The following is a 13,244-nucleotide window of genomic DNA, read 5'->3' on the forward strand; positions in this document are numbered from 1 at the left end:
CAATATATCTAGATTGCCTTGATGTGATTTGTGTCGTGTCCTTCTTGACCGAAGGAGATCAATCACATGGACGCCAAGCCACCGCGTGCTGCCGATATTCTCGCGCGCCGCCTCTACGAGGCCGGATGCAGGCATGCGTTCGGAATGCCCGGAGGCGAGGTCCTCACCATGGTCGACGCGCTGGAAGCGGCCGGGATCTCCTTCCATCTCTGCAAGCATGAGAACTCCGCGGGATTCATGGCGGAAGGGGCCTATCATAGGACGGGAGCGCCCGGAATCCTCGTCGCGACCGTCGGCCCGGGCCTTGCAAATGGTCTTAACGTGGTTGCGAATGCGCAGCAGGACCGGGTGCCGCTGATCGTGATCTCCGGCTGTGTCGATGCCGACGAAGCCTTGACCTATACGCATCAAGTGTTCGATCATCGCGCTGTTCTTGCGCCGATCACCAAGGCGACCTTTACCCTGACGGCTGATGGCGCTGACATCATCGCCGACAAGGCGGTGCTGATGGCCATATCGGCAAGGCCTGGCCCTGTCCACATCGACATCCCGATCTCGGTTGCGGATATGGCTGTACCGCGACCGCTCGTATCGCGCCATCGGCCGGTGGCTAAGGTTGCGCCCGCCGAGGGCACGGACCTGACGCGCGGGCGTGCCTGGCTTGGCGAGGCGTCGCGGCCGGTCATGATCGTCGGCCTTGATGCGTTGAACGACGGCGCGGAAGAGCAGATACGCAGCTTCGCCGAGACATTCGGTGTTCCTGTCATCACCACCTACAAGGCGAAAGGCATTCTGCCGGAGGACCACCCGCTGGCGCTCGGCGGCGCCGGATTGTCGCCGCTCGCCGACAAGTTCCTGGTCGAATTCGTCAAGGAAGCTGATCTCATCCTTCTCGTCGGCTATGACCCGATCGAGATGCGCATCGGATGGCGCGACGTGTGGGATCCGGCGAAGCAGCGTGTCCTCGAGTTCGCGGCGGCACGCAACGACCATTACATGCACCACGCCACGCTCGCCTTCATCTGTGACGTAGCCGAAGGGCTCCGCGCGGTCTCTAGTGGCGTCAAACCGTGCAAGACCTGGGCGGCCGCCCGCGCCGCCGATCTTGGGCGAGCGCTCGGCGATGCATTTGCCAGTCAAGGCAAATGGGGCCCCGCGGCGGTGGTTGAAACGGTGCGCTTGGTCTTTCCTAAAGAAACCGTCGCAACGGTCGATTCCGGCGCACATCGCATCCTCTTGTCGCAGCTCTGGGAGGTCTATCAGTCACGGGGGCTGCTCCAGTCCACGGGACTGTGCACCATGGGCTGTGCGCTTCCTCTCGCGATGGGTGCCAAGATCGCCGATCCGTCGCGACCGGTTGTGGCGTTCACCGGTGATGCAGGTCTGCTCATGGTGGTTGGCGAACTATCTACGATGGCCGAGTTGCGGATACCCGTGACCGTCATTGTATTCGTCGACGCCTCCTTGAGCTTGATTGAAATGAAGCAGCGCGGGCGGCAGATGGGTAATTTGGGCGTCGATTTTGGCCGGCACGATTTTGCAGGGATCGCAAAGGCGTTCGGCGGTGTTGGTGTGACGGTTTCAGATCGCCCATCGCTCGAGCGGGCGTGTCGCGAGGCGGCGGCACGCACGGACGGCTTCACCTTGATCGCTGCGACAATCGATAGGCGGGCTTATGACGGACTTATCTGACACGTCTGGCTGTCTTGCGGGACTACGTATTCTCGATCTGTCCCGCATTCTCGCTGGTCCGACCTGTACTCAGATCCTGGGCGATCTCGGCGCCGATGTGGTCAAGGTCGAGAAGCCGAACGATGGCGATGACACCCGCAAATGGGGGGCGCCCTTCGTCACTGGGACAGATGGCATGCCGACCGCAGAATCGGCGTACTATCTTTGCGCGAATCGCAACAAACGATCGGTCGCGCTGGACATTGGTACGGAAGAGGGCAAGCGAACCGTCCTTGCTCTCATATCCCGATCGGACGTTCTGGTTGAAAACTTCAAAGCCGGGGGGCTCGCGCGATATGGCCTCGACTACGCTAGTCTAAGCCAGCGATTTCCGGGCCTGATCTATTGCTCGATTACCGGATTCGGGCAGAGCGGCCCGTATTCTTCAAGGCCCGGCTATGATCATGTCGCCCAGGCCATGGGCGGGATCATGAGTTTGACCGGAGACCCAGATGGCCCGCCCATGAAGGTTGGCGTGGGAATCGCTGATGTCACAACCGGCCTCTATGCGACAATAGGCATTTTGGCTGCTCTACGACATCGCGACAAAACGGGCCTTGGCCAACATATCGATTGCTCGCTGCTCGATACGCAGGTTTCTTGGCTGATCAACGAGGCGACGAATTACTTTCTGAGCGGCCAACAGCCGCTTCGGAAAGGCAATGCGCATCCTAACATTTGTCCCTACAACGTCTACCGGACACAGGACGGGCACGTCGTATTGGCCGTTGGCAACGACGCGCAGTTCCAAAGATGGGCGGAGATAGCACATGTCCCCGACCTCCTTCGGGACCCTCGTTTTGCTACCAACGCTGCCCGGCTCGGTAATCGGGTCGCCCTCGAGTCGATCGTGATGGAGTGCATGGGGTCTCGTCTCTCTTCCTTCTGGATCGATGCGCTTGAGCAGGCGGGTGTTCCCTGCGGTCCCGTAAACACAATCGAGCAGGTGTTTGCCGATCCGCATGTTCTGGCCCGCCAGATGAAGATCACGATGGCTTACGACAGCGCGCGTGACGGACAGATCAATCTATTGGGAAGTCCGCTGAAGCTCTCCAGGACTCCGGTGGGATACCGCCGCCCACCACCACGCCTTGGCGAACATTCAAACGAAGTGCTGGCCGAATTGGACGTACCCAACGAGTGATCTCGCCCGACCTCGCAACCACAATCGGAATTGACGATGAATAACGTTGCCCAACGGATGGGACGCATCAATCCTTCGCCGATCCTTTCGGTCGTGGCCAAGGCGGCGGAACTGAAAGCGCAAGGCATCGACGTGGTTGATCTGTCGATCGGAGAGCCGGATTTTGAGACGCCGGACAACGTCAAGCAAGCGGGAATCGCGGCTATTCAGACCGGCGCGACGAAGTACACTTCGATCACCGGACTGCCTGATCTTCGCAAGGCAATCGCCGAGAAGTTCAAACGGGAGAATGGCCTCGACTACGCGGTTCAGGAGGTCACGCATGGCTGCGGCGGCAAGCAGGTCATCTTCAATGCCATGCTGGCTACATTAGATGAGGGCGATGAGGTCATCGTGCCGGCGCCCTATTGGGCAAGCTATCCGGACATCATTCGACTGGCGGGCGGGCAGCCGGTCATTGTGCCCTGTGGCCAGGAGGCTGGTTTCAAGCTGATGCCCGAGCAGCTTGCTGCTGCGCTCGGCCCGCGGACGCGTTGGCTCATTCTGAACTCGCCATCCAACCCGACCGGAGCGGTTCTGGATGATGATGAGCTGGCTGCTCTGGCGGCCGTCCTGCGCAAGCATCCCGACGTGATGATTCTATCCGATGAGATCTATGAACACATCCTTTACGACCGCCGGGCATATGCGTCATTTGCCGCGCTGTTTCCGGATCTGCGCGATCGAACGCTGACGATGAACGGCGTCTCAAAGGCCTATTCGATGACCGGCTGGCGCCTCGGATATGCTGCAGGCCCCCGCGCCTTGATCCAGGCCATGAACGACGTACTTGGACATACGGCTACGCACACCTCCACGATCACCCAATATGCGGCCATTGAAGCGCTTCGGGGCCCACAGCAAATCGTTGCGGAGCGCTGCCGTGCCTTCGAGCGCCGGCGGGATCTGATCGTTGGTCTGCTCAATGATATTCCCGGCATCCGCTGCCTTGCCTCGGCAGGAGCGTTCTATGTCTATCCCTCGGTCGCCGGTCTGCTTGGCTCGGTTCGTCGCGATGGTCGTTCCTTGCAGAATGATCAGGACGTCGCGCTGTATTTTCTCGAGGAGGCACATGTCGCGACCGTGCATGGCGCCGGATTCGGACTGTCGCCGCATCTGCGTCTGTCCTACGCGACCTCGGAAGAAGCGATCGGGAATGCATGCCGACGAATGGCGGCTGCTGTTGCGAAGCTCAGGGGTGGGGAGCGCAAGTGAGCCGGATCTCTCCCACGATCTCCTTTGATGCGCCGGGCAAGCACGCTGGTTTCCTGCGCCTGCCGCACTCCACGCACGAGTCGGCCTACGGCTGGATCCCGATACCGATTGTCTGCGTGGTCGGCTCGCCCGGACCGACCGTGCTGCTTATCGCCGGCAATCACGGTGACGAGTATGAAGGCCAGGTGGCGCTGGCCGAGCTTTGCAGGGCGCTCGATCCGGCGGACCTACAAGGACGCGTGATCATTCTGCCGGCCGCAAACTTTCCCGCGGCCATGGCCGGCCGGCGAGTCTCGCCGATCGATGGCGGCAACCTCAATAGAAGCTTCCCCGGTAGCGAGGGCGGCTCGCCGACGGAGATGATCGCCGATTTCATCGAAACCAAGCTGCTGCCGCTGTCGGACTGTGTCATCGATCTGCATTCCGGCGGGAGCTCTCTGCAGTATTGCCCGACAATCCGTGCCCGTTCAAATCCCGATCCCGGGATCATGGAGCGTACGTTGACGCTGCTGCGGGCGTTCGGAGCTCCCTATGGCTGTATCTTCAAGCCGCTTTCCGGCGAGAACCGCACCATGGCCGCGGCTGCGGCACGCTCCAATGTCCCTTATCTCTGTGTCGAGATCGGTGGGGGCGGCAGCATTCAGCAGGACTATCTGGCGCTCACGAATGCGGGCGTGAACAGGATCCTGGCTGTCTCGGGGATAGCGAAAGGCGAGGCCGATCCTCCGGGTAAGACTGAGATCCTTTCGGTCAATGGTTTCGACAATTATGTCTATGCCCCCGAAAACGGGCTGTTCCAGCCCCTCGCCGAGCTTGGTGACGTGGTCATGGCAGGTCAGCTTGCTGCTCGCATGCACTTCCCGGACACACCATGGCGAGAGCCGGCCGCCGCCACATTCCAGACTGCCGGACGCGTTCTATGTAGGCGATTTCCAAGTCTCACCAAACGCGGTGACTGTCTCTACGAGATAGGAGTGGGGGCTTAGTCAGTCGCCCGGAGCTATCCCATGCTCGTGGGAATTGACTGCCGTCCTGTGAAATCGAGCCAATGATCGTTGAAACGCCTTGGAGTGAGTTGCTCCAATCATCCAGTCGCCCGATAGAGGACTAACTCATGGATATGAAGCTCTCGTCGGAGCAGTTGAAGCTCCGAAATGTCGCTCGCGAACTTGCCGAAGCCGAATTCGCTGCCAGGGCTGCGGAAGTCGATCGGACTGAGGCCTATCCCTTTGACAATGTGGCCGCCCTCAAGGCGGCCGGATTCATGGGGTACACCATTCCGAAGGCATATGGCGGGCGCGGCGGCAGCTATTTCGAGGCGGTGCTTATCATCGAAGAAATGGCTCGCGTTTGCGGTGCCACCGGTCGGATTACCGTCGAAGCGAACATGGGAGCGATCTCGGCCGTCATGCAATACGGCACCGAGAAACAGAAGCGGTTGGCTGCCGATCTTGTGCTTGGCGGCGACAAGCCAGCGATATGTATCACCGAACCGAATGCCGGATCAGCGGCGACTGAAATGACGACGCGTGCCGACAAGCGCGGAGATACCTACGTGATCAATGGCAAAAAGCACTGGATCACCGGGGGAGGGGTTTCAAAGCTTCATTTAGTATTTGCCCGGGTCTTTGATGAGGCTGGAGTAGAGCAGGGCATCGGAGGCTTCATCGCGTTGGCCGGCACCCCTGGCTTGGTCGTCGGCAAGCGCGAGCCGGCGATGGGGCTTCGCGGAATCCCCGAGACGGAGCTTCTTTTTGAGGGTATCGAGGTGCGTGAAGACATGCTCGTTCTGCCGCCGCGCGGCCTGCGTGGCGGGTTTGCTGATCTGATCAATGCCTATAATAGTCAGCGGGTCGGGGCTGGTACGGTGGCCCTCGGAATCGCCCAAGGCGCTTTCGAGAAGGCGGTGACCTTCGTAAAGGAGCGCGAGCAATTCGGGCGGCCGCTCGCGGAATTTCAGGGACTGCAGTGGATAGTGGCCGACATGGCCGTGGCCCTCAATGCAGCACGGCTTTCCCTTCATCAAGCCGCATCGATCGCCGACCCGTTTCCGGATCCTCTCTTGGCCGCACAGGCCAAGATCATCGCTTCGGAAACAGCTAACGTGGTTACCAATCAGGCGCTACAACTCCATGGCGCTCGCGGATACTCGCGCGATTACCCCCTGGAACGCGCGGTCAGAGACGCACGCATGTTCACGATTGCGGGTGGCACGGCGCAAGTGCTGAGGACGCTGGTTGCCTCGAGGGTGCTCGACATGAAGAGTCCGCAGACGCGTGGCGGCTACATCAAGCCGCTCACCTCTCATTGCGCCGCAGTAGAGTGAGAGCGGCCCGAAGCGGCACTCGCCCTCATCCGGTTAGCAGATCGCCCCGGCTTTGTAGCGGTCATGACTGCAGAGATCATATCAGGCTAGCCGTAGCGCGGCCTTTTGGAGGAGAATGCGTTGAGGAGAAGTAGCGGCAATGTGAGACCCATTCAGGCCTCCCCCAGAACCGCGGTAGAAGCTCGCTTTGCTCCAACGCGGCGCCTGCCACGCAGCCTGGCTCTGCCGCTCAAGCTGATCCTTGGCGAGGTCCGTAGCGCGACAGCTCGGTTTCAAGCGACACGGCAAGCGACAAGCCGTTGTGCCGGTCGCTGCCGGTGAGTAGTCTGTACCTCGGGAGAGCAGGTGATCCACTGAAGGAGAATTGACCGGGACCATGAGCGTGGTGGACAAAGGAAATCAACTGGATGGTGAGTTGCATTGCCAGAGCCGGCAAGGGTTTGTGCAGCGCATCTACTCACCGCATTCGATCGCCGCGATCGTGTCTGAGCTAGGCACGCAAGGTGTCGAGGCATCGCTGGCTCTGGACGGCACGGGCTTGAGCGAGGCTGAGCTTAAGGCTCATACCACTCAGGTCTCCTATAAGCAGCTCGATCTCGTCATCCGGAATGCGCTTCGTTTGTCGCGCGACCCAGGCGTCGCGCTTCGCGCTGGCCGGCGCATGCACATTACGGCGTACGGCATGTACGGATATGGGCTGTTGAGCAGCCCCACGTATGCGGATGCTCGCGAGTTAGCCAATCGCTACGTCAGGGTAATCGGTCCGTTTTGCGATGCCGTTTCGTCGTGCGACGGCACGACGGTGCTCTGTACCATCGAGCCGCGGCATTGGCCGCACCCGACCGACGACCTCCACCGGTTCGCTGTCGAATTTGCGTTGTCGGCACATCTGACGACGGCCAGGGATCTGGCCGGGCCATCGTTTGCCTTCTCGGGCATTTGTGTTGCTTACGCCGCGCCGGCACATGCCGGCGCGTATGAAGAGCTGTTCGGATGTCCTGATCACGCTCGACCATGTGACGCTCTATCCGCAGATGGCGGGAATGCTCGGCAAGACGCGGCTGCGGAAGCTGGTGGTCGGGAGCCTCGCCGAGATGACCGCGGCGCCGGACGCGGTCGTCGCCCAGATGAAGGCCGGGAAGCAGGTGAGCGACGTCAGCTGGGACGAGAGCCACATCAGCTTCGCTGACCTGCTCGACAATGATGGCGCGTTCGAAACCCACCCGATTGCCGATCCGCGAGAAACCATCGCCGTGCTGCAGTATACAGGCGGCACCACCGGGCTGCCGAAGGGCGCGATGCTGACGCACGGCAATCTTTCGGCCGCATGCCAGCAATACAAGGAGACCACGCGCGGCGAGCCGCCGGTGCTCGTCGAAGGGCAGGAGCGGTTGCTGGCGGTGCTGCCGCCCTTCCACATCTACGCGCTGACCGTGAACGTGCTGTTCGGCCTGCTGTACGGCATGGAGATCGTCCAGCATGTTCGGTTCGATCCGCAGGCGGCGCTGGCCGAAATCGCGCAGAAGCAAGTCAGCGTCTTCTGCGGCGTGCCGACGATGTTCACCGCGCTGATCAACCACCCGGAGACGCCCAATCACAGCCTGCGCTCGCTCAAATATTGCGGCTCGGGTGGAGCCCCACTGCCGCTCGAAGTCGCGCAGCAATTTGCTTCGATCACGGGATGCCAGCTGACCGAAGGCTGGGGCATGACCGAGACCTCGCCGAGCGGTACGTTCACGCCGGCTCAGCCGGGCGCGATGCGCAAGGCAGGCTCCTGCGGCATGCCTTCACCCGGCATCATCATCAAGTTTCTCAGTGTCGATGACCCCACGCAATATGTCCCGCTCGGCGAGCGCGGCGAAATCTGCATCAAGGGGGCCAACGTCATGAAGGGCTACTGGAACAACCCTCAGGCGACCGCCGAGGTGACCACGTTCGATGGCTTCATGCGCACGGGCGACGTCGGCTATATGGACGAGGACGGCTTCATCTTCATCGTCGATCGGACCAAGGACATGCTGCTGTGCAGCGGCTACAACGTCTATCCGCGGGTGCTGGAAGAAGCGATCTACAAGCATCCCTCCGTTGAGGAGGTCGCGGTGATCGGCATTCACGACACGTATCGTGGCCAGTCTCCGAAAGCCTTCATCAAGCTGAAGGCAGAAGCGGAGGCACTTTCCCTCGGCGAGCTGCAGAGCTTTCTGAAAGACAAGCTCGGCAAGCACGAAATGGTTCAGGCGCTCGAAATCCGTGCCGAGCTGCCGAAGACTGCCGTCGGCAAGATTTCGAAGAAGGATCTGTATGACGAAGAGGCGCGCAAACGCGCCAGTTACGACGAACAGCCTTCTTCGACCTAACCCAGAATAACTTTTTTGGACTAACGAAATATCGGACGCCGTGCTCGTTCGACATCGCAGAGGAGCGATCAGGAATGGACCAGCTCAGCAGCATGGACGCTTCGTTCCTGCATCTGGAGACGCCGGAAACGCCGATGCATGTCGGCAGCTTGATGATATTCGAGCTTCCAGAGGGATATCAGGGCGACTACTACGAGGACGTCAAGGCGCTGCTCGGCAAGCGTCTGCATCTGGCCTCCGTGCTGTGCCGCAAGCTGGCGCAGATGCCGTTCGAGCTGGCCGAGCCGGTGTGGATCGAGGATGACGACATCGACCTCGACTACCATGTGCGCAGCGTGACGCTGCGCCGTCCAGGGACCATGGCGCAGCTCGAGCAGTTGGCTGCGCGGTTGCACTCCACGCTGCTCGATCGCAGCCGTCCCTTATGGGAAATGTACGTCATCGAGGGGTTGGAGAACGGGCAGGTCGCCTTCTACACCAAGGCCCATCACAGTGGCGTCGACGGCAAGGCCGGAGTCGAAATCGCTAAGGTACTCTACGACGTCTCGCCGCAGATGCGCGAAGTGCCACCACCACGGCGCAAGCGCAACACAGGAGGCTATCAGCTCGGTATGACCGAATTGCTGCAGGCCGCGGTCGCCAACTCGGTCCAGCAATATCGCAAGCTGGCGGATCTCCTGCCGACGGCGGCAAAAGCAATGGCCGCGGCTGCGAGCGTCGTGGCCAGCCAGCGTTCGGCCGGCGGCGCGCGTCCCCTAAACCTCGGGCTCGCCCCGAAGACGGTCTTCAACGACTCCGTCACCAATCAGCGATCCTACAGTACGCTGTCGCTGCCGCTGGCGGATGTCAAAAAACTCGGCCGGCGGGTCGGTGGCACCGTGAACACCATCGTGATGGCAATCTGCAGCAGCGCATTGCAACGGTTCCTTACGGAGCGCGATCTGCTGCCCAAGGAATCGTTGATTGCCATAGTCCCAGTGAGCCTGCGCGCCGAGGGCGACAGTGCCATGAACAACCAAGTATCGATGGTTCGTGTCGACCTGGCGACCGACATCAAGGAGTTGCCAGAGCGCTTCAAGGCGATTCACGCTTCGTCGGAAGCGGCCAAGGCGGTGGTGCGGGAACTGAAGCCAGTGCTCGGGGTGGATGTGCCGATCACGGGCTCGCCGTGGCTGATGACTGGGCTCGCTTCGCTGCTCGGGCGCTCCAACCTCGCGAGCCGCACGCCCGCGGCCGGCAACGTTCTGATCTCCAATGTGCCCGGCCCGTCGATGACGCTCTACATGGCCGGCGCACGGATGGTGCACTACTTTCCGGTCTCGATTCCGTTTCACGGCAGCGCGCTCAACATCACGGTACAGAGTTATGCCGGGTTGCTCGAGTTCGGGCTGACGGCCTGTCGCCGTATTTTGTCGCAGGACGAATCCTATGAGCTCGTCGAGCATCTGCGGTCCGCGCTACGCGAGATCGAGGCGTTACCTCCGGTCGAGCAGACGCCGGGCGCGGCGACAGCCGCATAATCTAGTTCAAGGGAGAACGAGCATGCATGCTATCGACGCGACCGGGTCGTCACCGGGAATGTCATCGGAGAGTGAGGAACTCAAGGCAGCTTTTTCGCGCGTCAGCTGGCGCCTAATCCCGCTGCTGTTGATCGCCTACATGATCGCCTATCTTGACCGCATCAACATCGGCTATGCGCAGCTCCAGATGAAGCAGAGCCTGCCGTTCGACGAGGCCGTCTACGGCCTCGGCGCCGGCGTGTTCTTCATCGGCTATTTCCTGTTCGAGGTGCCGAGCAATCTGCTTCTGGAGAAGATCGGCGCACGCAAGTCGCTGCTCCGCATCATGGTGCTCTGGGGCGTGACCGCGGCGGCGATGATGTTCGTTTCGACGCCGCTACAGTTCTACGTGCTGCGGTTCCTGCTCGGCGTCTTCGAGGCGGGGTTCTTTCCCGGCGTCATCCTCTACTTCACCTACTGGTATCCGTCGGTGCGGCGAGGTCAGGTGATCGCCACGTTCATGTCGGCGACTACTATCGTCTCGGTGATCGCGGGACCGTTGTGTGGCGCCACACTGAAATATTTCGACGGCTTCGGCGGCCTTCACGGCTGGCAATGGCTGTTCGTAGCGCAGGGACTGCCCGCGGTCGCGCTCGGTCTGCTGGTCTATCTGCTGCTCGAAGACAAGCCTACGAACGCGTCCTGGCTCTCGGATCGCGAAAAACAACTGCTCGGCGACAGCTTACGGCAAGATGCGACACGCGCACAAGGCAATCCGGCCGGCGGCTTCGGAGGCATGTTGAAGGATCCGAAGGTCTATCTGCTGTCGCTGGTCTATTTCTGCCTTCTGGGCGCAACCTATACCATGGTGTTCTGGTTGCCGACCCTGATCCAGAGCTGGGGTGTCAAGGATCTGTTTCTGGTCGGCATTTATGCGGCGATTCCGAACGCGGTCGGCGTTATCGGCATGATCCTGATCGGCCGCCATTCGGACGCATGGAAGGAACGCCGCTGGCATTTTGCAGCTTGCGTCGCGGTCGCAGCTGTCGGCCTGTTCGTCACCACGCTGCTGCAGGGCAGTCTGGTGGGCTCGGTGTTGGCGCTGTCCCTTGCGGTCATCGGGATCGCATCGGCGACGCCGCTGTTTTTTGCGCTGGTCAGCGAGTATCTCCCGGCAGCGACGGTCGCCGGCGGCCTTGCGTTGATCAGCAGCCTCGGCAATCTCGGTCCTGCCGTCAGCCCGTCGATCAACGGGCTGATCGTCAGGAGCACCGGTGACAATACCTACAGCATGTATTTTGTGATCGCACTCTATTTGGTGTCGGGGGCGCTATTGCTGTTGGTGAGCCAACGGCCTTTGCCCATGGGTGTAGCCACGCCTGCGCACGCGGGTTAGTAGGGCAGCGCGCGGCTGAGCTTCTGGCTGATCCATTGGTGGATCGCGTGCTGTTGCGGGGAGAGCGGGAGGACACCAACCGTCCCCCGTCTCCTACTGCCAGTTGTCGCAAGTCCCTAGATGCCGGCTTACGAGATATCCCTCCTGAGCAGGATCCATCATATCAGCCAGTCCCTTTCCGAAGCGCTTTCGCCTACTGCATGGCCACGACACTTGCACAACAATAGGCGCGCCCCAGAATGCAACCCGTGTAAGGCTTCGCGACATGGGTCAATAGACGGAATTTTCGGCTTCTGGATCAGACTTTTGGCCTCAGTCTCAACGATTGTCATTGTCTCATCACCGACAGCAACTCATCACCGCAACAACCGCGTCAGGCGACGGGTTACGGCTTGTCCTCAAAACTTCGAAAAGGAGAAGGCCGCTCACCGATCGACCCATGAATATGTCAGATTGCAGTGTCACGGCCCGCCAAGCTCGTCGTCTCCGACGTCCATGAGGGTATCAAAGCTGCGGTCGGAAAGAATCTCGACGCACCTGGCAGCGCTGCTCGTACACTTCATGCGCAACGCGCTGGCGATGCTGGCAGGAGCGCACGACGCGGGGTCTCCGCCCTCATTGCCACCGCGTCTGAGGACGACGCCGAAGCGGCGCGAACGCACTGGCGGCGCGTCGCCGATCAACTGCGCCCCAAATTACCCAAGCTCGCGGTCTTTCTCAATGAGGCCGAGACCGACGCGTCGGCCTAAATGAGCTTCCCAGTTGCCCACCGAGTCAAACTGCACTCGACCGTTCCGCTCGATCGCTTCAATCGCGAGGTCAAGCGACAAACGGAGGTCGGCATCTTCCCCAACGGGGACGCCACTACCCGCCTGGTCGGCGCCGTCCTGCTCGAACAGAACGAGAAGGCGGCGGCTCAAAGCAGGCGCTCATGACGCTGGAAACCATCGTCTTTGGGCGATGGCCCCGACGTCAGCCTTCCGGCATTCGCCAGCTGACCCATCCGGCCCACGCCGGCGAACGCGGTGAATCGCAGCCAGCTACGCCACACTCAGGGAAAGGATTCCGCGCAGCCGAGCGAGGGGCACGAGCCGTCTCGCTCGCCTCCGCAAACGTTCCACTTCAGAACATCGGATTATTGTTTGCGCGCTCATCGGGCATTTGGATCATTGCATCCCAGTGCTCGGCCAGCTTTCCATTTTCGATGCGATAAATATCGATGAAGCGCCATTCTTTTCCGGCCATTTCATAGCGCGAATGAAGAATGACGATGTCGCCGTCAGCGACCACATGCTTGAATTCTATTTGCTGCTTTGGCACGCCCTGCGAGGCCAGCATCTGGACGAGCTGCTTCACCCCATCCGGGCCATCGGCAATCGTTGGATTGTGCTGAACAAAAGTCTTGCTCATGCATTCATCTACCGCTGATGCATCCAGGTCACCGAAAATGCGTTGGTAGGCGGAGGTGACGATTGTCTTGTTGTCCGCGCTCATTGCTGAGCTCCTTCGAGAAATGAACATGGTGTGGGCAGTGAAG

Annotated in this window: 9 protein-coding genes and 2 pseudogenes; 10 read left to right on the plus strand and 1 reads right to left on the minus strand. The window is 60.7% G+C overall.

Translation table 11 applies throughout. The features are described from left to right. The first annotated feature begins 66 nt into the window (after positions 1-66). The 10 genes and pseudogenes from ACQR07_RS10115 to ACQR07_RS10160 all read left to right on the plus strand — a co-directional run. Complete coding sequence (locus ACQR07_RS10115; protein WP_434902137.1) at positions 67-1,692, plus strand: thiamine pyrophosphate-binding protein; 1,626 nt, start codon at positions 67-69, stop codon at positions 1,690-1,692. Next, positions 1,676-2,875, plus strand: a complete 1,200-nt coding sequence (locus tag ACQR07_RS10120) for a CaiB/BaiF CoA transferase family protein (RefSeq protein WP_434902138.1) — start codon at positions 1,676-1,678, stop codon at positions 2,873-2,875. The genes ACQR07_RS10115 and ACQR07_RS10120 overlap by 17 nt, the downstream gene beginning before the upstream one ends. 36 nt (positions 2,876-2,911) lie before the next feature. After that, complete coding sequence (locus tag ACQR07_RS10125; protein WP_434902139.1) at positions 2,912-4,129, plus strand: pyridoxal phosphate-dependent aminotransferase; 1,218 nt, start codon at positions 2,912-2,914, stop codon at positions 4,127-4,129. Beyond that, positions 4,126-5,115, plus strand: a complete 990-nt coding sequence (locus ACQR07_RS10130; RefSeq protein ID WP_434902140.1) for a succinylglutamate desuccinylase/aspartoacylase family protein — start codon at positions 4,126-4,128, stop codon at positions 5,113-5,115. Before ACQR07_RS10125 ends, ACQR07_RS10130 begins: the two co-directional genes overlap by 4 nt. A gap of 128 nt (positions 5,116-5,243) precedes the next feature. Next, positions 5,244-6,455 carry a 3-sulfinopropanoyl-CoA desulfinase gene (gene acdA / locus ACQR07_RS10135; protein ID WP_434902141.1) on the plus strand — a complete coding sequence of 404 codons (1,212 nt, stop codon included), beginning with the start codon at positions 5,244-5,246 and terminating at the stop codon, positions 6,453-6,455. A 376-nt stretch (positions 6,456-6,831) separates the two neighbouring features. Beyond that, positions 6,832-7,395: pseudogene (locus tag ACQR07_RS10140) on the plus strand (AraC family transcriptional regulator ligand-binding domain-containing protein); the annotation flags it as partial. Positions 7,396-7,420: 25 nt separating this feature from the next. Next, a complete protein-coding gene (locus ACQR07_RS10145) occupies positions 7,421-8,812 on the plus strand; it encodes an AMP-binding protein (RefSeq protein ID WP_434902142.1) in 1,392 nt (463 codons plus the stop codon). A 92-nt stretch (positions 8,813-8,904) separates the two neighbouring features. Beyond that, positions 8,905-10,332: a WS/DGAT/MGAT family O-acyltransferase gene (locus tag ACQR07_RS10150; RefSeq protein WP_434902296.1), complete on the plus strand. Its 1,428-nt coding sequence runs from the start codon at positions 8,905-8,907 to the stop codon at positions 10,330-10,332. Positions 10,333-10,354: 22 nt separating this feature from the next. Continuing rightward, positions 10,355-11,707, plus strand: coding sequence for an MFS transporter (locus ACQR07_RS10155; RefSeq protein ID WP_434902143.1), 1,353 nt, complete (start codon positions 10,355-10,357; stop codon positions 11,705-11,707). A gap of 464 nt (positions 11,708-12,171) precedes the next feature. Continuing rightward, a pseudogene (locus tag ACQR07_RS10160) lies at positions 12,172-12,705 on the plus strand (transposase); the annotation flags it as partial. Between the two features lie 124 nt (positions 12,706-12,829). Here the strand turns inward: ACQR07_RS10160 and ACQR07_RS10165 are convergent. Beyond that, positions 12,830-13,201 (minus strand): nuclear transport factor 2 family protein, encoded by a 372-nt coding sequence (locus ACQR07_RS10165; protein WP_434902144.1) that lies wholly within the window; start codon positions 13,199-13,201, stop codon positions 12,830-12,832. Between the last annotated feature and the right edge of the window lie 43 nt (positions 13,202-13,244).

Source organism: Bradyrhizobium sp. HKCCYLS20291, assembly GCF_051167715.1.
Classification (GTDB): Bacteria; Pseudomonadota; Alphaproteobacteria; order Rhizobiales; family Xanthobacteraceae; genus Bradyrhizobium.